Here is a 21,429-nt window from a genome sequence, read left to right on the forward strand (position 1 = left end):
TTAATTTAATTAGTTATGATAGTTTTAATTATTGGAGGCGCTAAGAGTAGCAAATCTTCTTATGCTGAATTTTATAGTAGTAATCTTTCAAAAAAAGGAAAAGGGAAGCTTTATTACTTAGCTACTATGAACCCTTATGATTCAGAGGATTTAAAGAGAATAGAAAATCATTTGAAGAATAGAGAAAAATATGATTTTAAAACCATTGAAAAACATAGAAATTTAAATGAGATATTTTATAAATTTTCTAAGGAAGATACTGTTTTACTAGACAGTTTAACCTCTTTAGTTACTAATGAGATGTTTGTAGGAAAAGAATTTAATGAAAGTGTACATAGTAATATTTTAAAGGACATAAAGAGACTAGGAACTAAGGTTTCTAATTTAGTAATAGTTTCAGATTATGTTTTTAGTGATGGAATTAAATATGATTCTTATACTGAGTCTTTTAAAAGAGAATTAGGCAAAATAAATTGTGAATTAGCTTCCTTCTCAGATGTGGTTATAGAAGCTTCCTTTGGAAACTTAATATTTCATAAAGGAGAGGAGGTTTTAGAAGATGAAAATTTTTTATAAGGCTATAAATATGACCTTAAGCATGTTTACAGTTATTCCATTGCCTAAATATGAATGGGATGACAGGGCTGCAAAACATATAATGAAGCTTTATCCTTTCATAGGGTTAATTATAGGAGCACTTTGGTATTTAAGTTTTTTTGTATTAAGTAAGCTAAATGTACCAATTATGCTTATGGCAGCTCTTATTTTAACGGTGCCATATATTTTAACTGGATTCTTACACTTAGATGGTTTTATGGATGTTTCTGACGCACTTCTTTCTAGAAGAGATAAGGAGACAAAGCTTAGAATTTTAAAGGATTCTACAGTTGGAGCTTTTTCAGTTATTTCTGTAGTTTTATTACTATTAGTAGAATTTGCTGGAATGTTTACTGTTTTAAATAAAAATTTAGATATGAGAATATTAATATTTATACCAATAGCATCAAGGGTAATAAATGGATACTTTATTGTAAGTCAAGAGATGCTTGGACAAAGTTCTCTAGCAAAATTTTTTAAAGAAGGAACTGGAAAAGTAGATGAAATAATTTTACTAGGAATATATGTATTAGTTGCATTAATAACGTTTTTCACCTTAGGAATAAATTATTTAATAGCTATTTTAGCAATGGGACTTATTTCTTTTATTTTACTTTTAAAAGTAAAAAAAGAATTAGGAGGAATAAATGGAGATGTTGCAGGATACATTCTTGTTCTTATGGAGTTTACAGGAATTTTACTTTTAGGAATTATTTAAGGAGGAGAAGCTTTTGAAACTTTTATTTGGCGGTGCCTATAATGGAAAACTAAGGTATGTAAGAGAAAAGTTAGGCATAAATGAAGAGGAAATATTTTATTGCAAAGAAGATTCTATAGACTTTTCTAAAAAGGTTATTAGTGGAATAGATAGATTAATTTATTTTAATGCCTTACAAGGAAAAGAGTCTTTAAGCTTTTTTAAGGAAAAAAAAGAATTATTAAAAGATAAAATTTTAATTTGTGATGAAATATCTTCAGGAATAGTTCCTTTAAAGAAAGAGGAAAGATTATGGAGAGAAGAGACTGGAAAAGTTCTTCAGTTTTTATCAAAGGAAAGTGAAGAAGTTTATAGAATATTTTTTGGAATAGGAACAAGATTAAAGGGTGAATAATAAGATGATAATTTATTTAATTAGACATGGGAAGACTTATTGCAATGAGAATAAACTTTATTGTGGAATAAGTGATGTGCCTTTAAGTGAGGAAGGAAAAAAAGAGTTAGAGGAAAAAAGAAAGAGTGTGAGTTTGCCAATATGTAAGAGAAATTTTACAAGTGGAGCAAAAAGAGCTAATGAAACATTTAATATTTTATATCCAAATAAGAAGTATGAAGTCATAAAGGAATTTGGTGAGTATAATTTTGGAGATTTTGAACTAAAGTCTTATGAAATGCTAAAGGAAGACAAGGAATATTTAGACTGGATCTTAGATGAAAGCAAGGAAGTTTCATGTCCTAATGGTGAATCAAGAAGGGATTTTGAAAAGAGAATGAAAAAAGCATTTTTAAAATTACTTCTAACCCTTAAGAAAGAGGGAGAAGAGGAAGCTTTAATAGTATGTCATGGAGGAAGTATAGCTTGTATTTTAGAACTCTTTGAAAAGGATAAATTAGACTTCTATACTTATCAACCTAAGTGTGGAGGAGGATATAAGTTAAAAGTTGAACAGGATATCAATAACTTAAAAGGAGATTTTTCAAGTCTAGAGTTTGAAAAAGACATAACAGATAATTTAAGACTAGAAATAATAGAAAGGTTTTAGAAATGATAAAAATTATAATAGGATATGTTTTAGACCTAATAATAGGAGATCCTAATAATCCATATCACCCTATTAGATATATAGGAAAACTAGCATCTAATATGGAAAAGCTTTGGAGAAAGGTTTTCAAGAAAAATCTTAAGATTGCAGGCTTCTTTGCTTGGCTTTTTATAGTTTTCATAACCTTTGGAGTAACTTTAGGAATTGTACATATTGCTAATAAGATTAATCCTATTTTAGGAACCATAGTATCTGGAATACTTATTTATTTTTGTATTTCTGCTAAGGGACTTAAAGTTGAAGGACTTAAAGTAATTAAGATTTTAAAAGAAGGAGATATTGTTAAGGCTAGAAAACAATTATCTTATATTGTAGGAAGAGATACTGAAAATCTAGATGAAGAAGCTATAGTTAGAGCTGTAGTGGAAACTGTAGCAGAAAATATGTCAGATGGTATTATAGCACCTTTACTTTTTGCAGGAATTGGGGGAGCACCTTTAGCTTTCTTATATAAAGCAGTAAATACATGTGATTCAATGTTTGGATATAAAAATGATAAATATAAGGATTTTGGATTTTTCTCAGCTAAGCTTGATGATGTGTTTAATTATATTCCAGCTAGATTAACAGCTTATCTTATAGTAATCTCTTCTTTTATTTTAAGACTTAATTGCAAAGACAGTTTTAAAATATACAAAAGAGATAGATATAATCATTCAAGTCCTAACAGTGCTCATCCAGAAGCAGCTGTTGCAGGGGCTTTAGGAATAAGACTTGGAGGAGCAAATTACTATTTTGGAAAGCTTGTAGAAAAACCAACCATAGGAGATGCTAAAAAGAAAATAGAAATTTCAGATGTTTATAAGACTAATAATATATTAGGAATGGTTTCTTTTTTAGGAATGGTAGTAGCACTTATTATTAGATGTATTTTAGAGGTGATTATATGAATTTAGGACATGGTGGTAATGTAGAAGAAATTAAGAGGATTTATGGCTTAAAAGAAAATAAAATTATTGATTTTTCAGCTAATATAAACCCCCTAGGAATCTCTGAAAGAGTAAAAGAGGCTATGGTAAGAGGAATAAATTCTATAGAGAGATATCCAGATATAACTTATTATGAGCTTAAAAAAGAAATTTCAAACTTTGAAAAGGTAGCTTTAGAAAATATAGTTCTAGGAAATGGTGCAGCAGAGGTTATTTTTAATATAGTAAGAGGAATAAAACCTAAAAAGGCCCTTATAGTAGCACCAACCTTTTCAGAGTATGAGGATGCTTTAAATTCTGTTGAGTGTGAAGTTAACCATTATATATTAAAAGATAATTATTCAGTAGATAATGGATTTTTAGAAGAAATCAAGGAAGAATTAGATATTATATTTTTATGCAATCCCAATAATCCTACAGGTGCTTTAATAGAAAAAGATTTTTCATTAAAAGTATTGGAAAAAGCAAAAAAAATGAATATTACAGTTGTTTTTGATGAATCTTTCTTAGACTTTGTTGAAGATAATTATAGATACTCTCTTATTAAAGAACTTGATAATTTCCAAAATTTAATTATAGTAAAATCTTTAACTAAATTATTTGCCTTTCCTGGAATAAGATTAGGTTATGGATTAAGTTCTAATAATAATTTTATAGAAAAAATAAATTCAGTAGGAACTCCTTGGAGTGTAAATACCGTAGCAGACTATGCAGGAAGAGAAGCATTAAAAGATGTTAAGTATATTAAAAACAGCGTAGCTTACATAAAAAAAGAAAATGAATTTTTATATAATGGCCTAGAAAATTTTAAAGATATTACTACTTTTAAAGGTGCAGTAAATTTTATATTTTTTAAATTGAATAAAAATATAAATTTAAGAGAAGAATTAATTAGAAGAGGTATTATAATAAGAAGTTGTAGTAATTATATTGGCTTAGACCATAGCTTCTATAGGGTGGCAGTTAGAACAAGGGAAGAAAACAAAAAGCTTTTAGAAGAACTTTCAAAGGTTTTAAAATAAGCCTTATACTATTACTTTTATTATTAATAGGTTTTATATTAAATTAAGAAGTTTGACAATGATAAAATATAATAATATAATCAAGTTGATTAACTAATAATTGGTGTGATTTTCGCTTAATAGGGAATGAAGTTAAAGTCTTCAACTACCTCAGTAACCGTGAAGCAGACAAAATCTCAATATGTCACTGCATTTTTTGTGTGGGAAGACGAGATGGAGGAAGAAGCAAAGTCGGGATACCTGCCTTTTATTTAAGTACTATTATCTTCTGAGGGTAGGATAATAGGGTGCGTATGATTTAAATATGCTTAACATACCTTCTTAAAATGGTATGTTTTTTTATTTTATACGTATTAATTTAAGCCTCAAATATTTTAATTGTTAAGTTTTATGAAAGAGAAATTTGATTTATGATGATTTAAGCTTAATTTAGGAAAGTTCAGATTTGCTTTTATAGATTGTAAGGGATGCTTAGCAATATTAAAAAAATACATATTAAAATCATTAAATAAAATCAAATAGGAATCCTTCATATAACTTAAGAATTTATAAAGGTGAAAGTGGAGGAAGAATATGAGAAACTTTAAAAAAGTAATTTCTTTAGTAATGATAACCATGATGGCATTACTTATGTTTACTGGATGTGGAAGTAAAACAGTAACAATGAAAGATATGGAAGGAACTGAATTTACAGTACCTAAAAAGATTGAAAGAATAATATCAACAGCTCCATCTAATACAGAGATATTAGTAGGTTTAGGACTAGGTGATAAAATAGTTGGTGTTGATAAATATTCGGCAGATGTAAAAGGATTAAATCCTGATATTCCTAAAATAGACTTTAGAAATCCAGATGCAGAGACTATAGTAGCTCTTAAGCCAGATGTGATAATAGCTTCAGGGCACAATAGAACAGGAAAAGAAGATCCATTTAAGGCTTTAAAGGATGCAGGAATACCTGTAGTTTATATTCCAACTAGTGATAGTATAGATGGAATATATGAAGATATCAATTTCTTAGCTAAGTTAACTGGAACAGAAGCTGAAGGAAAGAAAATGGTTGATTCAATGAAAAGTGAAGTAGATAAAATAAAAGCTATAGGTGAAACTATAAAAGATAAGAAAACTGTTTACTTTGAAATTGGATCAGGTTCAAAACTTTATAGCTTTGGAAGTGATACTTTCTTAAATAACTTATTAACTATAATTGGAGCAGAAAACATATTTGGTAATGAAAAGGGTTGGATTTCTCCAAGTGAAGAAGCTGTTATAAAAGCAAACCCAGATGTAATTTTAACAAATGAAAGTTATATTGAAAATGCTACAGATTTAATTGCTAAACGTCCAGGTTGGAATACAATAACTGCTGTTAAGGATAATAAAATATTCTTAGTAGACAATAATGCATCATCACGTGGAAGTCAATACGTGGTAAATGTATTAAAACAAATGGCAAAGGATATTTATCCAGAACAATATGCAGGAATCTAAAAAAAGAAAACTACTAATATTACTAGCTATTCCATTAGTAATATTAGTACTCTGTATTGGAACTTCCATAGGAAGTTCCAATATTAATATATGGGATACTATTTCTATAGTTGGGAATAAAATTTTTAATATTCCTCTTAGAACTGGTATAAAACCAGAGGACGTAGCAATTATTTGGGTAATTAGATTACCAAGGGTATTATTAGCTTTTGGAGTTGGAGCTTCTCTTGCAGTTAGTGGAGCCATAATTCAATCTATATTAAAGAATCCATTAGCATCACCATATACTCTAGGAGTTTCATCAGGAGCTTCCCTAGGAGTTGGAATATACATAGTTCTTGGAATTTCAATTCCTGTAATAGGAAATTTAGCTATGCCTATTATAGGATTTTTATGTGGAGTTTTAACTGTTTTTGCTGTTATTATCTTTTCTAATAAAGTTGATAGAGGGCTTTCAAATAATACAGTAATATTAGCTGGTATGGTGTTATCACTTTTTACTAGTGCAATGTTAACAACTGTAACATCTATATGCAGTGAAGATTTAAAGGCTATTACAATGTGGCAAATGGGATCATTTGCTATGAAGAGTTGGTCATATGTTTTGGCTGGAATTCCATTTTTAATAATTGGAATTTTTATGGCTGTAAGATATACAAGGGAAATGGACATCTTAAGCTTTGGAGAAGATGGAGCAAAGGCAATAGGAGTTGAAACTAAAAAGGTGAAAAAGACACTACTTGTTTCAGTGGCAATTTTAACTGGAAGTGCCGTAGCTTTAAGTGGTGTTATAGGATTTATTGATCTTATTACTCCTCATATAGTTAGAAAAATATTTGGAGCTAGTCATAAGATAGTAATTCCAATGTGTATTATACTTGGAGGAACTTTAATGGTATTAACAGATTTAGTTTCAAGGACATTAATTGCCCCATCAGAATTACCAGTTGGAGCAATTACGGCATTAATTGGAGCACCATTTTTTGCATATCTATACTTTGGAAAAAGAAGTAGGTGATATTTTGCTAGAAGTTAAAAATTTATGTTGTGGATATGATGGTAATGAGGTTATACATAATTTATCTTTTAACATAAACAGAGGAGAAAACATATCTATAATAGGACCAAATGGGTGTGGTAAATCTACAGTCTTAAAAGCCTTAGCTAATTTAATAGAATACAAAGGTGAAATAAAGCTAGATGGGGTAGAAATTAGAAATATAAAAAGAAAAGATTTAGCTAAAAAAGTTGCATTGATGAGTCAAAATTCTGAAGTGTATTTTTCTTATACTGTTTTTGAAACAGTTTCACTAGGCAGATATGCTCATATGGATGGTATTTTTTCAAGCCTTACAAAGAAAGATAGGGATATAGTCTTAAAGTGTATTGAAAGCGTAGGATTATTAAATGAAAAGGATAGGTTAATAAATGAATTATCAGGAGGACAACTTCAGAGAGTTTATTTAGCAAGAGCCTTTGCTCAAGATCCTGAAATATTACTTTTAGATGAACCAACAAATCATTTAGACTTAAAATGTCAAATTGAAATTTTAGATTATATAAATAAATGGACAAAGGAAAATAACAAAACTGTTATAGGAGTTTTACATGATTTAAATTTAGTTCAGATGTTTAGTGAAGATGCAATTTTAATAAAAGAAGGTAAAATTTATAGTAGTGGAAAAGCAAGAGAATTATTAAATAGTTCTAAAATTACAGATGTATATAAAATAGACATAAGAAAATTCATGCTAGAAGCATTAGAAAGATGGAAGTAGGTGGACAATATGAAAAAAAAGTTTGTTGTATCATATAGTTGTGGAAAGGATAGTACATTATCATTATATAGAATGATAAAGGCTGGACATACTCCAGTAGCTTTATTAGTTACTGTTGATAAAAAAGTTTTAAGAAGTTGGTTCCATGGTATACCAGATAAATTATTAAAAGACGTATCAAAATCTCTAGATATACCTCTAGTTTTAGTTGCAAGTAACGGAAAAGAAAACTATGGTGAAACATTTGTTGAAGCTTTAAAGAAGATTAAAGAGGAAATGGGTGCAGAAGCTTGTGTATTTGGAGATATTGATTTAATGGCTCATAGAACTTGGTGTGAAGATAAATGTGAAAAAGCAGGACTTGAAGCTATTTTCCCACTTTGGGAAGAAGATAGAGAGGCTCTAACTTACGAGTTTATAGATAGTGGCTTCAAAACTGTAATTAAAAATGTAAAATTAAGCATTTTAGGGGAAGAATTCTTAGGTGAAGTTTTAACTAAGGATGTAGTTGAAAGATTAAAAGCAGCTGGTTCAGATGCTTGTGGAGAAAATGGAGAATATCATACATTTGTTTTTGATGGACCTTTATTTAAAGAAAGAATAAACTTTGAAACTGGAGATAATATATTAACAGAAACTCATGGATTCTTAGATATTAAGTAGGTGTGTTTTATGAAGTATAAAAGTATAATGCTTCTTGGTACAGCATCTTCCGTAGGAAAAAGTACTGTTGCAGCAGCCTTTTGTAGATATTTTAAGAAAAAAGGATATAGGGTTGCTCCTTATAAAGCTTTGAATATATCATTAAATTCCTTTGTAACAAAGGAGGGGGATGAAATAGGACGAGCTCAAGTGGTACAAGCTGAAGCCTGTGAAATTGATCCTAAGGAATATATGAATCCTATATTGATGAAACCTAGTGCAGGATTTAAAACTCAGGTAATAGTTAGAGGTAAGGTTCATTGCACTATGGATGCTTATAAATATAAGGAATTAAATAAATATCTTAAGGAAAAAGCAAAAGAAGCTTATGATGACATTTCAAATGATTATGATTTAATAGTTTTAGAAGGATCAGGAAGCTGTGCTGAAATAAACTTAAGAGAAACTGATATAGCAAATATGCATACTGCTAAAATAGCAGACGCTGATGTTATTTTAGTTGCTGATATAAACAGAGGAGGAGTTTTTGCTTCTATTGTTGGTACTATAATGCTTTTAACTGAAGAAGAGAGAAAAAGGGTTAAAGGGGTTATAATAAATAAATTTAGGGGAAAAAGAGAGTTTTTTGAACCTGCAATGAGACAAATAGAAGAAATAATAAAAATCCCTGTTTTAGGAGTTATGCCTTACTTTGATTTAGATATAGAAGAGGAAGATAGTGCTTCTATTAAATTAAGAAAAGGTAATGGTAAAGGGATAGATATAGCAATAGTTAGATTACCTCATATGTCAAACTTTACTGATTTTAATTCCTTAGGAAGAATAAAAGATGTAGGTATAAGGTATGCTGAGAATCCTAAGGATTTAGAAAATGCAAATATGATAATAATTCCAGGAAGTAAAAATACCATAGATGATTTAATTTATTTAAAAGAAAGTGGTTTTAAAGAGGCGCTAATTAATGAAAGTTCTAATGGAAAATTAATATTTGGTATATGTGGAGGTTATCAAATATTAGGAGAAAAAATAATTGATTCTCTTGGTGTTGAAGGTGACATAAGAGAAGAAGAAGGCTTAGGACTTTTAAATATAGTAACATCATTTAATAAAGAAAAAACTACTAAACAGGTTGTGGCCTTTGATTTAGAAGGAAATGAAGTAAGTGGATATGAAATTCATAATGGGGAAAGTGTTCCTACAGCTAAAGAGAATATATGGATAAAAGAGAAAAATGGTAATGTTCTTGGAATGAATAACAAAGAACAAAATGTTTTTGGTACTTATATTCATGGAATCTTTGATGAGGGAGACTTTGGAGAAAAGCTTATAAATAAGTTAAAGAAAGAATTAAACATAGAAGAAAGTAATGAAGTTAATTATAAAGATTATAAAATGAGTCAATATGATAAGCTTTGTGAACTTTTAGAAGAGAATATAGACATGGCATATGTTGAGAATCTAATTAGATCTTAATTTTAAACAGTGTATTAATTTTTATTATTTAATACACTGTTTTTATTTTAAAGTAGTATTTATTTTATATAGAACATTAGATAAAAATGCATGACTAAGTATCCATGAATTTTTAATTTTGTATTAATTTGATTTTCAGTGAATATAATTAAATATTGAAATATGAGTTAATAATTGAATAAACCAATAATGAATTTATTAATCTTTATTATTCTTTAAGTAGATATTTATTTTCCTTTTGGAATTAAATAATATAGAAATTTAGGGGGAAAAATATGAAAAGAAAGATGATTATTAAAAAATTAAGTGTTTTAACTTTAGGTACTATTTTTACATCTAATATTCTTTTACCTTCAACATTAATTTATGCTTTTCCAACAGAAGGGATAAATCATAATATCGAAAAAGAGGAGAAAAAAGAAATAAAGGAAAGTAATTATTCTCAAATTGGAGGAGTAGAAAATTTTACTCAAAATGAAAACGATGTATTATTGGATTTAAGTACAGGAGAAAAGATTAGAATATCATTCTTGAAAGAGGATGTTTTAAGAATTTATATGGATCCTACAGGAGAATTTCAAGAGGAGCCAACTCCAAATAGTAAGGACCATATTACTAAAATAATTAATAAGACTGAGGAAGAATATGAAAATCCTACTCCAATAGTGGAAGATGGAGAAATAATAAAAATATCTACAAGTGCTGTTCAGTTAAGAATAGAAAAATCAACTGGAAAAATGGAGCTTTTTAATAAATTAAATAATAAAACTGTATGGAAGGAAGCTGAACCTTTAAAGCATAGAGTAGACGGTACTATTCAGACTCTTGAGTCAAATGAAGATGAATATTTCTATGGTGGAGGAATGCAAAATGGTAGGTTCTCTCATAAGGGTAAAAAGATAAATATTAAGAATGAAAATAATTGGGTAGATGGTGGTGTTGCAAGTCCAAATCCATTTTATTTTTCAACTAATGGGTATGGAGTTATGAGACATACATTTAAACCTGGTGAGTATGATTTTGAAGTTTCTGCATCAGGTAAAGTTACAACAAAACATGAAGAGAATCGTTTTGATGCTTATTATTTTATTGATGAAAAACCAACAAATATAATAGATAAGTTCACAGAACTAACAGGAGAACCAGTTTTGTTACCTGAGTATGGATTTTATTTAGGACATGCAAACTGTTATTCTCGTGACTGGATAAATGATGAAACAGGACAAGAGTCTCAAACACAAAAGCCTGGTTTTGATAGACAAGAGAGTTTAATGGTTGATGCTAAAAAAGTAGTTGATGACCATGTTTCTAATGATACACCACTTGGATGGTTTTTACCTAATGATGGTTATGGTTGTGGATATGGACGCGAAGAAAGTATAGATGGAAACATAGCTAATTTAAAAGAATTTGTTGATTATGCAAGAGGCTTTGGAATTCAAACAGGACTTTGGACACAGAGTTCTTTAAAACCTACAGGAAATCAAGAGGCTTATCTTGAGCGTGATATAGATAAGGAAGTTGGGGTTGCTGGCACAAATGGAGTTAAAACAGATGTGGCATGGGTTGGAGCAGGATATTCATTTGCACTTAACTCAGTTAGACAAGCTGCTGAAGGAATAATAAATAATTCAAAAGATAAGGCAAGGCCATTTATAGTAAGTTTAGATGGATGGGCTGGAACTCAGCGTTATGCAAGTATTTGGTCAGGAGATCAATATGGTGGAGAATGGGAATATATAAGATTTCATATACCAACATATATAGGGGCTGGTCTTTCAGGTCAACCTAATGTAGGATCTGATATGGATGGCATATTTGGAGGAAGTAAATTAGTACAAACTAGAGATTTTCAATGGAAGGCATTTACTCCAGTACAAATAGATATGGATGGATGGGGAGCAAATGCTAAATATCCATATGTATTTGGAGAGCCTTATACTTCAATAAATAGAATGTATTTAAAATTAAAAGCAGAAATGATGCCATATAATTATAGTATAGCTAATGAAGCTACTAATAATGGAGTTCCTATGATAAGAGCTATGATGCTTGAATATCCAGAAGAATATACTTATGGAACTGATACACAGTATCAATATATGTGGGGACCTAATATGTTAGTTGCTCCTATATATCAAAATACAGATGGTGATTCAGAAGGTAATGATATAAGAAATAATATTTATCTTCCAGATGAAGAGCAAATTTGGATTGATTATTTTACTGGAAAGCAATATAGGGGTGGTGGAGTATTAAATAATTTTGAAGCTCCTTTATGGAAATTGCCTATCTTTGTTAAGAATGGAGCAATAATTCCAATGACTAGTGAAAATAATAATCCAGAAGAAAGAGATGATTCCCATCGTATTTATGAAGTATATCCAAGTGGAGATACAAGTTTTGAGGTTTATGAGGATGATGGTTTAACAACTGATTATAAGGAAGGAAAATCAGCTAAAACTATGGTAACTTCTAGTGCTCCAAAGACTGGAAAAGGAACTGCTGTTATTAATGTAGGATTATTAGAAGGAGACTATAATGGAATAGTTTTAGATAGATCAACAGAGTTTATAGTTAATGTAAGTGAAAAACCAAGCAATTTAGGTGTTACTTTAGGTGGTAATGATGTTCAGCTAACAGAAGCGCAAAGTTTAGAAGAATTTGAAAAGGGAAGCAATATGTATTTCTATGATGAAACTCCAAATCTTAATAAATATGCTACTGAAGGTTCAGAATTTGCAAAGGTTGAAATTACTTCAACACCTAAGCTTCGTGTAAAAGTTGATAAAACAAATGTAAAAGAAAATGAAGTTAAATTAACCATTGATGGATTTAATAATACTCAAGATATTGATAAAAATGAAGTGAATGAAAGTTTGGGAGTTCCAGGTAATTTTAGGGCATCAGAAGAAGATATAACTCCTGAATCTATAAAATTAACTTGGGATGAAGTTGAAGGTGCTACAACTTATGATGTTGAAATTGATGGAACTATATTTAAAAATATCAAAAATACTGAGTATTTAGATACAGGATTGAATTATGATACTGAATATAGTTATCGTGTAAGAAGTGTAAATAAGGATGGACATTCTAATTGGAGTGAATTGATAAAGGTAAAAACTGATTTAGATCCATACAGAAATGTGCCTAAGGATATGAAAACAGAGTGGAAATGGGGACAATATAGCAGTGATGAACCAAGTAAGGCTGTTGATGGAGACGATTCATCACAATTCCACTCACAAGATAGTGCTATAGATAAACCATTTATAATTGATATGCAAAAGGCATATACAATAGAGAAATTAGAATTATTATTTAGAAAAAATGGTAATGGTTCTGTTAAGAGAGCAGAAATATATAGTAGCTTAGATGGAGTAACTTATGAAAAAGTATTTAGTAATGCTGAAGGTTCAGATATAGCACCATGGGCTACTGATGGAGAAGTTAAAACTATAAACTTTAATAAGCCAATAAAGGTTCGTTACTTTAAGATTGTAACTAAGGAATCTATAGGAAACTTCTTGGCTATGAGAGAGTTTAGACCTTATAAGGTTGATGGAACTAATGGACAGATTGTAGGAGATTGGAATAATAGTGGTTCAATAGAAGAGGGAGATTTAGTATTCCTAGAAAACTATGCTGGATTAACTACTGCTGACTCTGATTGGGGCTATGTATCAATGGCAGATTTAAATAACAATGGTTTGATTGATGCTTACGATATATCTTATGTTTCTAGTAAATTGGAAGGTGGAGTAAAACCTTCAGAAGGATTAGAACTTCAAGGAGATATGATGCTTGTACCAAGTAAATCTGAAATTAAATCTGGTGAAACATTTACTATTGATTTAGTAGGAACAGGTCTTTCAGATATTAATGCATTTAGTGCAGAAATTCCTTTAGATTCTACTAAGTATGAGTATATTAAGACTGAAGGAACTGTTTCCACTTCTGGAATGAAAAATCTTTCAAAGGCAAGGGTTCATACAGATAATACTCAACATGTTTATGTGAACTTTACTAATATAGGAGATAATGTAAAAGTAAATGGAACAGATACAATTGCTAGAATAACATTAAAAGCTAAACAAAATATTACCTGGGATATGGAGATTAGCAATGCTTTATTAGTAGATAGCAAGTTAAATTCTAAGTCAGCTATTGCTAAAATTATTGATTTAGAAAGTGAATTACCATCTGGAAGACCAAATAGTAGTAAGGTTTCAAAAGAAAACATTACTGTAAGTGGTGACTCAAGTCAATTACAATCAGGAATGGGATTAGATAAATTAATAGATGGAACAACAAGTAGTGATGATAGTTCGCGTATGGATTTAAAATGGATATTTACTTCTGATCAACAAGATAAGGGAACTCTTCCTTTTGAAATGACCTTTGAATTTAATGAACCAAAAACTTTAGAAAATTTTACTATATACAATAGAATGAATTCAAATGGAACCATAAATATTGCAGCCATGAAAAAGGTTAAGGCTGTTGGATATTTAAATGGAGAAGAATTTGATTTAGGAGAAAAAGCTAATATTACATCGGCTACAACTGTTTATGAATTAGGTGGAAAAGAATTTGATAAGATTGTAATTACTGCTTTAGATTCTCATAAAGATAAGAATACTTTAGCTATAAATGAAATTGAATTTTATGAGAAGAGTGAAGTGGAAACAACAGGAATAAGTTTCGCAGAAAATACTCCAGAATCAGTATATTTAAATAGAATTACTCCTATTTTTGCAGAAGTTACACCTGATAATGCAAATAACTTAAACTATAGATTAGCCTCAGAAAACCCTGATATTTTGCAAATTTTACGTGTAGATAGAGAGGATAAAGCAACTTATTATTTACGTGGATTAAATCCTGGAGTAGCAAAATTAGTTGCAACTACTGCTGAGGGAAATCATAAAGTTGAAAAAGAAATAGTTGTTTTAGATGGAATTGATAAAACTTTATTAACTAAAGCCATAGAAGAAGCTAAATCCTATGAATCTTTAAGTGAGATATATACTATTGAATCTTATGAAGCTTTACTTGAAGCTATTAAACATGCTGAAGATGTATTAGAAAATAGTTCAAGTGAAAAAGAAATTGGAGATGCAATAATAAATTTAAGAAGCAAAATTTCAAAGTTAGAAGAACGTGAAACTGTAGAGGAGGATAAGATAGATTCTAGCAAGTTAGAAGCTATTTATGCAACTAGTGAAGCAGATAGAGATTATAAAGAGAATGCTGTAGATGGAGATGAAAATACCATTTGGCATTCAGCTTATCAAGCTGCAGATAAACTACCAGTATCTATAACAATTAAGTTAGATAAAGCTTATGATCTTAATCAAATAGACTATTTACCAAGACAAAACAGTAGAAATGGTCATGTTACTGAGTATAAGATTGAAACAAGTTTAGATAATGAAAATTGGACTGAGGTAAGAACAGGGAACCTAGAAGTTAATGAAGCTGGTAATGCTTTGGCTAATAGAGGATATAATCCTATAAGATTTAATACTATTAATGCTCAATATTTAAGATTTACAGCCCTTAAAACTTTAGGAGATACAAATAATAAGTATGCAAGTGCAGCTGAATTAGTATTCTACGGAAAAGAGGGGAAAGTAAGTGCTGAATCTATTACATTAGAAAAGACAGAGTTAAAATTAAATGTTAATGAATCAGAGCAACTAAAAGCTGTATTAAATCCTATAGAAAGTAATGATACTATTACTTGGACTTCAAGTGATGAGAGCATTGCTAAAGTAGATGAAAATGGAGTAGTTACTGGAATAGGCAAAGGAGAAGCCTTAATCACTGCTACAATACCTAATGGAAAATCTGCTACTTCCAAGGTTATAGTAGAAGATAGCGTTTCTGAGGAAATAATAGTTAGTCCAGTAAGAGACTTTAAAGCTTCTCAGGTTAATAAAAAAGATGTAACTGTAACATGGACTACTCCAGAATCAACTACTGGATTAGAAGGATATATACTCTATAGAGATGGAAAGAAAGTAGCTCAGTTAGAAGCGGATGAAACTTCATATATGTTTAATAAATTAAACAGACATACAATTTATAATTTTAAGATTGCAGCTAAGTATTCAAATGGAAAAATTTCAGAAAAGTCATCAATAACTATTAGAACAGCAAGGTAGATATTATCAAGTAATAATTATTCAAGGAGGATAAGTATAATTTTATTACTCCTTGAATATAATGATATACATTTTAGGGAGAGGGTTAAATTATGAGAAAAATAACAAAGATAGTATTTATATTTATACTATTACTCAATTTAGTTGGTTGTATAGAAGGAAATTATCTTAGGGATACTTCTAAAGGGAGTATAGTAGAGATTAAATTGGATAATGCTATTACAATTGCTGAAAAAGAAGAGTCTATTATACTTTTTACGCAGTCAACTTGTAAAGATTGTATAAATTTAAAGAAGATATTAATTCCTTATTTAGAAAATCACAAAGTAAGTATTCATGAAGTTGTTTTGGATAATGAAGGAACATCTAAAGAGGAAATTCAAAATAATAGAAAGAAAATAAATAAGGTTTTTCCAGAATTTGATTCTACCCCTTCAATGTATTATGTGAAAAATGGAAAAATAATTGATGAAATTTTTGAAGTAAAAAGTGAAGAAGAGTTAGATCAATGGGTTATAAAAAATAAGCTTGATGCTAAATAAATTATGGTGAAATTATTAATTAGGTTTATAAGAGATAAAATCTTTTATAAACCTTTTTATTAGTCATATTTTAAATTTTTACATATATTTAGACTTAAATAGCTTTTATATCTAGAAATAAACATTTATTTTAAATATAATATTTTCATTAAATTAATATTAAAGTTTATTTGTTAGCTATATATTTTTTATATAATATCTTTAAGCTTTTTTTAAGAGGTGATGATTTTGGGGAATTATATACTAGACACTAATGTTATTATAAAACTTTGGAATAAAGAAGAAACTATATTTAATGATATTTTACAGGAAAATGAAATTATAATTATAGATGAAATACTTAAGGAACTAGCAAAAAAAGAAAGAATGTTATTTAAGGGTGAATTAATAATGTCAGAGCGTTTTATGAAGTTAATTCCTTATAGAATTAAATTAGATAATATAATGGCAGAAAATTTTATTAAAGAGATAAATTTTGATCATATAAAAGGTGAATTTTATTATTATAATGGAAAAAAGATAAGCAAAAATGACTTGTTACTTATAGTAGCTTTGAAAGAAAAATGTGAATTTTCTTTGGTTACAGAGGATTTCAATTTAAGTTATATTGCTAAAGAGTTATTAGGAGAAAATAGAGTTCTAAATATAAAAGATATTCTAATGTAAATTATAAGCTCATATTTGATATATATTTAAATCTTATGTATTATATTATATAGCAAGTTAAGTTTAATAGTAATTTAACTTTAATCTATGATGGATATTTATTAAGGTTTAATTTTTAAGGAGAAAATTTACTTAAAGACACTAATAAAAATCAGAGATAAGAGTTTATTTTAGAAAAATGTTAAGTTTAACTTTAATAATAGATTGTAAGGTGAGTTTTAATGGATGATTTAATAAAAGCAATTGATAAGATTACAGAAGAGGAAATCATAAAACTAGTAATTAGTAATAAATTAAATAAGGATACTGAATATAAAAAAATAGTATTTCAGCTTAAAGAAAAAAATAAAAAGGATTTTTATCAAATAGAGAAATATACTGAAAAACAAGTTTTTCATGAAAATATAGAGAAAAAAGAACTTAAAGAGAAGATAGAAGAATTATTTGTTTCTAAATACAAGCAATTAAATGCTTTTTCTAAGGAAAGTTCTTTCGATCTTAAGGTTTCTAAAAAGGGAAAGGTATTTTTAGGAATTAAGAAAAATAATGAGGCTTTAAAAGTTTTAAAGAAGGAACATAATAGAAAGAAAAACTACATATTAGAAGAGGGAATGATTATAGAGCCTCTTATAGACTTAGGAGTTTTTACGAAAGAAGGAAAGGTTATAAACTCTAAATATGATAAATACAAGCAAATAAATAGATTTATAGAAATAATAGATGATGAAATAAAAAAGATAGATCAAAAAGAGCTTACAATATTAGATTTTGGATGTGGTAAATCATATTTAACATTTATATTATATTATTATTTTGTTGAAATCAAAAAGATAAAAGTTAATATGATAGGATTAGATTTAAAGGCTGATGTTATAAAAAAATGTAATGAAATAGCTAAAAAATATAATTATGAAAATTTACATTTTGAGCTTGGAGATATAAATGGATTTAAATATAATAATAAAGTAGATATGGTAATAACATTACATGCTTGTGATACAGCAACAGATTATGCTTTATATAATGCAATAAAGTGGAATAGTAAAATGATATTCTCAGTTCCATGTTGTCAACATGAATTTAATAGTCAAATAGAAAGTGAAAAGTTTTCTATACTTACTAACTATGGAATAATTAAAGAAAGAATATCAGCACTTATGACTGATTCAGTTAGAGCTAATCTTTTAGAGTGTGCAGGATATAAAACTCAGCTTTTAGAATTTATAGATATAGCACATTCACCTAAAAATATATTAATAAGAGCAACTAAAGGAAATGTTTCTAAGGGTAAGAAAGAAAAGGCTTTAAGTGAGGTTAATAATCTTATGAATGAGTTTAATTTAAGTCCAACATTATATAAGCTTTTAAAAGAGGATAACTTAATATAATTAATAAAACCTTTAATTTAAGTAAGTTTTTTATTTAATTAATATTTTGAGAAAATTATAAAATTCGTAAATAGCTTTAAAGTTAATAAGTTTTTAAAACAGAGAGGAAAGTTTTTAAATTACTTTCCTCTCTGTTTTTTTAGTTTATCATTAATTTATTAGGTTATATATTAAAAAATATAAAAAAATACTTGTAATTATAAAAATATTATGTATAATTATTTGTGGAATAACGAACTATTAAATTTTAAAATGATATATAGTTCGAATAAACATTTTTAGGAGGGGCAAATTGAATATATTAAAAAAGACAACAAGTGTATTATTAGCTATATTAATTACAAGTTTTAGCTTAATTGCATGTGAAAGCAAGAAAAATGTAGAAGCATCTAAGGAAGAAAATACTATAGGAATCATAGGTGCTATGAATGAAGAACTAGAAGTACTTCTTAAGGATATGAAAAATCAAAAGGAAGTAAAAAGAAATGATTTAACTTTTTATGAGGGAGACTTATGGGGTCAACATGTTGTAGCTGTTGTATCAGGAGTAGGAAAAGTTAATGCAGCTTCATGTACTCAAATATTAGCAAGTGAGTTTAATGTTAAATCTTTAATAAATATAGGGGTTGCTGGAGGAGTATCTAAAGATATATATCCAGGAGATATAGTTATAGGTGATACATATGTACAACACGATGTAGATGCATCTGTTTTTGGAGATAAAATCGGACAAATACCTAGAATGGATGTTTATGATTTTAAAGCTGATGAGAAATTATTAAACTTAGCAAAAGAGGCTGCAAAAAATGTTCCAGAGGTTAAAACTTATGTAGGAAGAATAGTATCTGGAGACCAATTTATTGCAGATAGTAATAAAGTTAAAGTATTAGATGAAGAGTTTAATGCTAAGGCTGTTGAAATGGAAAGTGCAGCTATAGCTCAAGTTGCATATCTTAATAAAATTCCATTTGTAATAATACGTTCAATATCAGATAATGCTAATAATGGGGCTCACATGGATTATAAAGAATTTATACCTGTGGGAGTTAAAAATTCAACATCAATACTAAAATCAATGTTTGAAAATATGTAATAAAAAAATCCAACTTAAAATTAAGTTGGATTTTTTATTATTGAAATTAAAACTTTGGATTTATTTCATCTCTTTGAATTCTTTTTATCTCTTTTAATCTTAGGTTAGTAACCTCTTTTATTTTATCGAAGGATTCACCATCAATAATCATTTGTTTAGCTATGTCATGGGCTGATTTATTATTATTCATTTTAAATACCTCCTAAAAAGAACTTCAATATATATTGTCCCTATAATTTTAGAAGATATTCTTTGAGAACATAGCTAAAAAAGTTAATATGTTACAATATATAAGGTCTTGTATTAAAACCTTATAATAAGACTTAATTTATAAAAGACTTTAATATTAATTAGTCTTCATATAAATATTTTCTTGTCATAGGAAGAGTGTTGTTTATTCCTTTTGAGAATAGGATTTGATGTATGTCAATATCCCAATAGTGGAATGCAGCTGCACAAGTAGCAAGATATAAATGCCACATTCTTAAGAATTCATCATCAAACATATCTCTTTCTTCATCTAAATGATTCATGAAGTTTTTACACCATTCTTCTAATGTTTTCATATAATGAAGTCTTAAACTTTCTACATCTAATGTACGGAAGTTAATATCTGCTGCAATATTAAGCTCTTCTCTTAATGTTGGAAGGTATCCACCTGGGAATATGTATGTTGTGATCCATTTGTTTCCTTCTGTCTCTACAAGGTTAGTTATGTTATGTAATAGGAATAATCCACTTTCTTTTAATACAGAATCAACATTTTTGAAGAATAAAGGTAAGTTAGCGTGACCAACATGTTCTGCCATACCAACACTAACAATTCTATCAAACTCTAAGTTGGATTTTTCTAAGTTTCTATAATCCATTAATTGAACATCAACTAAATCTTCAAGTCCTTCTTGTTTTATTCTTTCTTTAGCTTTCTTAAATTGTTCTTCACTAAGAGTTATACCTAAAGCTTTTACCTTATAAAGTTTAGCAGCTTCTATTATTAAGTAACCCCAACCACAACCTATATCTAATAAATGTTGACCTTCTTTTAAATTAAGTTTCTTTAATATATGATGTATTTTATTCATCTGGGCATCATAAAGTGTATCTGTTGGATTTTTAAAATATCCACATGAATAACTCATTGTTTTATCTAACCATAAACTATAAAAATCATTACCTATATCATAGTGATGTGCTATATCTTTTTTTGATTTTATTAAAGATGGAGCTTTTATTTTAGAAGCAAGTCTAAATACTGTATTTTTGTTCATAAAGCTATCTTTGTTACGAATAATACTTTCAAAGAATTTTTGAAGATCTCCTTCTATATCAATATCACCTTTCATGTAGGCTTCACCTAAAGCTACACTAGGATCTGATAAAAGTTCTTTTTTACTTGGGAAATTTTTTATAATAAGCTTGAATTCAGGTTCTCCTTCACCATACTTAATTATTTCACCATCCCAATATTCTAAGTCAAAAGGTCTATCTGAAAGATGTTCAGCTATTGATTTGACTATATTTTTGTTAATTTCCATAAAAAAAATCACCTCATTTAATATTTATATTTTTATCATACTCCATATTTGTTAAAAAATCTTTCGAAAAATGCACTTTAATTCCTTAAATTTACTGAATCTAATAAATTAATCAAAAAATACTTAAAAATACTCATAAAAATATTTGATAAAAAAGAGAAAATAATAAAATAAATATATTTTATGGAAAAAATAATAATAAATTCAATAAAATTAGTAAATTGGTGTGAATTTAATAATTTTTAATAGTTATTTACT

The 21,429-nt window shown here is 28.2% G+C and carries 18 protein-coding genes and 1 riboswitch; of the genes, 16 read left to right on the forward strand and 2 right to left on the reverse strand.

The genetic code is table 11. The features are described from left to right. The first annotated feature begins 15 nt into the window (after positions 1–15). The 16 genes from CPF_RS06300 (at position 16) to CPF_RS06375 (ending at position 19,636) form a co-directional block, all read left to right on the forward strand. On the forward strand, positions 16–576 hold the full coding sequence (locus CPF_RS06300) for a bifunctional adenosylcobinamide kinase/adenosylcobinamide-phosphate guanylyltransferase (protein ID WP_011590653.1): 561 nt from the start codon (positions 16–18) through the stop codon (positions 574–576). After that, positions 560–1,315: an adenosylcobinamide-GDP ribazoletransferase gene (locus CPF_RS06305; protein WP_011590654.1), complete on the forward strand. Its 756-nt coding sequence runs from the start codon at positions 560–562 to the stop codon at positions 1,313–1,315. The genes CPF_RS06300 and CPF_RS06305 overlap by 17 nt, the downstream gene beginning before the upstream one ends. A gap of 13 nt (positions 1,316–1,328) precedes the next feature. Beyond that, positions 1,329–1,709 carry a bifunctional adenosylcobinamide kinase/adenosylcobinamide-phosphate guanylyltransferase gene (locus CPF_RS06310; protein ID WP_003448817.1) on the forward strand — a complete coding sequence of 127 codons (381 nt, stop codon included), beginning with the start codon at positions 1,329–1,331 and terminating at the stop codon, positions 1,707–1,709. A gap of 4 nt (positions 1,710–1,713) precedes the next feature. Continuing rightward, complete coding sequence (locus tag CPF_RS06315; RefSeq protein ID WP_011590655.1) at positions 1,714–2,358, forward strand: histidine phosphatase family protein; 645 nt, start codon at positions 1,714–1,716, stop codon at positions 2,356–2,358. Between the two features lie 2 nt (positions 2,359–2,360). Next, positions 2,361–3,308, forward strand: coding sequence for an adenosylcobinamide-phosphate synthase CbiB (cbiB, locus tag CPF_RS06320; protein WP_011590656.1), 948 nt, complete (start codon positions 2,361–2,363; stop codon positions 3,306–3,308). Further along, positions 3,305–4,369: a threonine-phosphate decarboxylase CobD gene (gene cobD, locus CPF_RS06325; protein WP_011590657.1), complete on the forward strand. Its 1,065-nt coding sequence runs from the start codon at positions 3,305–3,307 to the stop codon at positions 4,367–4,369. Before cbiB ends, cobD begins: the two co-directional genes overlap by 4 nt. Positions 4,370–4,453: 84 nt before the next feature. Beyond that, positions 4,454–4,632: riboswitch (cobalamin riboswitch) on the forward strand. A gap of 310 nt (positions 4,633–4,942) precedes the next feature. After that, positions 4,943–5,860, forward strand: a complete 918-nt coding sequence (locus CPF_RS06330; RefSeq protein WP_003464144.1) for an ABC transporter substrate-binding protein — start codon at positions 4,943–4,945, stop codon at positions 5,858–5,860. Further along, positions 5,847–6,878 carry a FecCD family ABC transporter permease gene (locus CPF_RS06335; protein ID WP_003458539.1) on the forward strand — a complete coding sequence of 344 codons (1,032 nt, stop codon included), beginning with the start codon at positions 5,847–5,849 and terminating at the stop codon, positions 6,876–6,878. Before CPF_RS06330 ends, CPF_RS06335 begins: the two co-directional genes overlap by 14 nt. A gap of 4 nt (positions 6,879–6,882) precedes the next feature. Continuing rightward, positions 6,883–7,638 carry an ABC transporter ATP-binding protein gene (locus CPF_RS06340; RefSeq protein WP_003472318.1) on the forward strand — a complete coding sequence of 252 codons (756 nt, stop codon included), beginning with the start codon at positions 6,883–6,885 and terminating at the stop codon, positions 7,636–7,638. Between the two features lie 9 nt (positions 7,639–7,647). Continuing rightward, positions 7,648–8,301: a diphthine--ammonia ligase gene (locus tag CPF_RS06345; protein WP_003458530.1), complete on the forward strand. Its 654-nt coding sequence runs from the start codon at positions 7,648–7,650 to the stop codon at positions 8,299–8,301. Positions 8,302–8,310: 9 nt separating this feature from the next. After that, positions 8,311–9,774: a cobyric acid synthase gene (locus tag CPF_RS06350; protein ID WP_011010197.1), complete on the forward strand. Its 1,464-nt coding sequence runs from the start codon at positions 8,311–8,313 to the stop codon at positions 9,772–9,774. Positions 9,775–10,049: 275 nt separating this feature from the next. Then, positions 10,050–15,947, forward strand: a complete 5,898-nt coding sequence (locus CPF_RS06355) for a discoidin domain-containing protein (protein WP_011590658.1) — start codon at positions 10,050–10,052, stop codon at positions 15,945–15,947. Positions 15,948–16,039: 92 nt separating this feature from the next. Then, positions 16,040–16,489 carry a glutaredoxin domain-containing protein gene (locus CPF_RS06360; RefSeq protein WP_011590659.1) on the forward strand — a complete coding sequence of 150 codons (450 nt, stop codon included), beginning with the start codon at positions 16,040–16,042 and terminating at the stop codon, positions 16,487–16,489. A gap of 228 nt (positions 16,490–16,717) precedes the next feature. Then, positions 16,718–17,155 carry a hypothetical protein gene (locus CPF_RS06365; RefSeq protein WP_041702660.1) on the forward strand — a complete coding sequence of 146 codons (438 nt, stop codon included), beginning with the start codon at positions 16,718–16,720 and terminating at the stop codon, positions 17,153–17,155. A 221-nt stretch (positions 17,156–17,376) separates the two neighbouring features. Further along, positions 17,377–18,543: a class I SAM-dependent methyltransferase gene (locus CPF_RS06370; protein WP_004458297.1), complete on the forward strand. Its 1,167-nt coding sequence runs from the start codon at positions 17,377–17,379 to the stop codon at positions 18,541–18,543. A 292-nt stretch (positions 18,544–18,835) separates the two neighbouring features. Continuing rightward, entirely contained in the window at positions 18,836–19,636 is an 801-nt protein-coding gene (locus CPF_RS06375; RefSeq protein WP_003458557.1) for a 5'-methylthioadenosine/adenosylhomocysteine nucleosidase, read from the forward strand. 46 nt (positions 19,637–19,682) lie between these two features. Here CPF_RS06375 and CPF_RS14990 read toward each other — a convergent pair whose 3' ends face one another. Together CPF_RS14990 and CPF_RS06380 are read right to left on the reverse strand one after the other, a co-directional pair. Continuing rightward, a complete protein-coding gene (locus tag CPF_RS14990; RefSeq protein ID WP_003458600.1) occupies positions 19,683–19,826 on the reverse strand; it encodes a hypothetical protein in 144 nt (47 codons plus the stop codon). Between the two features lie 160 nt (positions 19,827–19,986). After that, complete coding sequence (locus CPF_RS06380) at positions 19,987–21,171, reverse strand: SAM-dependent methyltransferase (RefSeq protein ID WP_003448915.1); 1,185 nt, start codon at positions 21,169–21,171, stop codon at positions 19,987–19,989. Between the last annotated feature and the right edge of the window lie 258 nt (positions 21,172–21,429).

It is taken from the genome of Clostridium perfringens ATCC 13124 (assembly GCF_000013285.1).
GTDB lineage: Bacteria > Bacillota > Clostridia > Clostridiales > Clostridiaceae > Sarcina > Sarcina perfringens.

What these genes read in the sequence shown, in the direction of transcription:
- CPF_RS06300 (WP_011590653.1), top strand. Translation starts at nt 16, where the DNA reads ATGATAGTTTTAATTATTGGAGGCGCTAAGAGTAGCAAATCTTCTTAT.
- CPF_RS06305 (WP_011590654.1), top strand. Translation starts at nt 560, where the DNA reads ATGAAAATTTTTTATAAGGCTATAAATATGACCTTAAGCATGTTTACA.
- CPF_RS06315 (WP_011590655.1), top strand. Translation starts at nt 1,714, where the DNA reads ATGATAATTTATTTAATTAGACATGGGAAGACTTATTGCAATGAGAAT.
- cbiB (WP_011590656.1), top strand. Translation starts at nt 2,361, where the DNA reads ATGATAAAAATTATAATAGGATATGTTTTAGACCTAATAATAGGAGAT.
- cobD (WP_011590657.1), top strand. Translation starts at nt 3,305, where the DNA reads ATGAATTTAGGACATGGTGGTAATGTAGAAGAAATTAAGAGGATTTAT.
- CPF_RS06330 (WP_003464144.1), top strand. Translation starts at nt 4,943, where the DNA reads ATGAGAAACTTTAAAAAAGTAATTTCTTTAGTAATGATAACCATGATG.
- CPF_RS06335 (WP_003458539.1), top strand. Translation starts at nt 5,847, where the DNA reads ATGCAGGAATCTAAAAAAAGAAAACTACTAATATTACTAGCTATTCCA.
- CPF_RS06345 (WP_003458530.1), top strand. Translation starts at nt 7,648, where the DNA reads ATGAAAAAAAAGTTTGTTGTATCATATAGTTGTGGAAAGGATAGTACA.
- CPF_RS06350 (WP_011010197.1), top strand. Translation starts at nt 8,311, where the DNA reads ATGAAGTATAAAAGTATAATGCTTCTTGGTACAGCATCTTCCGTAGGA.
- CPF_RS06355 (WP_011590658.1), top strand. Translation starts at nt 10,050, where the DNA reads ATGAAAAGAAAGATGATTATTAAAAAATTAAGTGTTTTAACTTTAGGT.
- CPF_RS06360 (WP_011590659.1), top strand. Translation starts at nt 16,040, where the DNA reads ATGAGAAAAATAACAAAGATAGTATTTATATTTATACTATTACTCAAT.
- CPF_RS06370 (WP_004458297.1), top strand. Translation starts at nt 17,377, where the DNA reads ATGGATGATTTAATAAAAGCAATTGATAAGATTACAGAAGAGGAAATC.
- CPF_RS14990 (WP_003458600.1), bottom strand. Translation starts at nt 19,826, where the DNA reads ATGAATAATAATAAATCAGCCCATGACATAGCTAAACAAATGATTATT.
- CPF_RS06380 (WP_003448915.1), bottom strand. Translation starts at nt 21,171, where the DNA reads ATGGAAATTAACAAAAATATAGTCAAATCAATAGCTGAACATCTTTCA.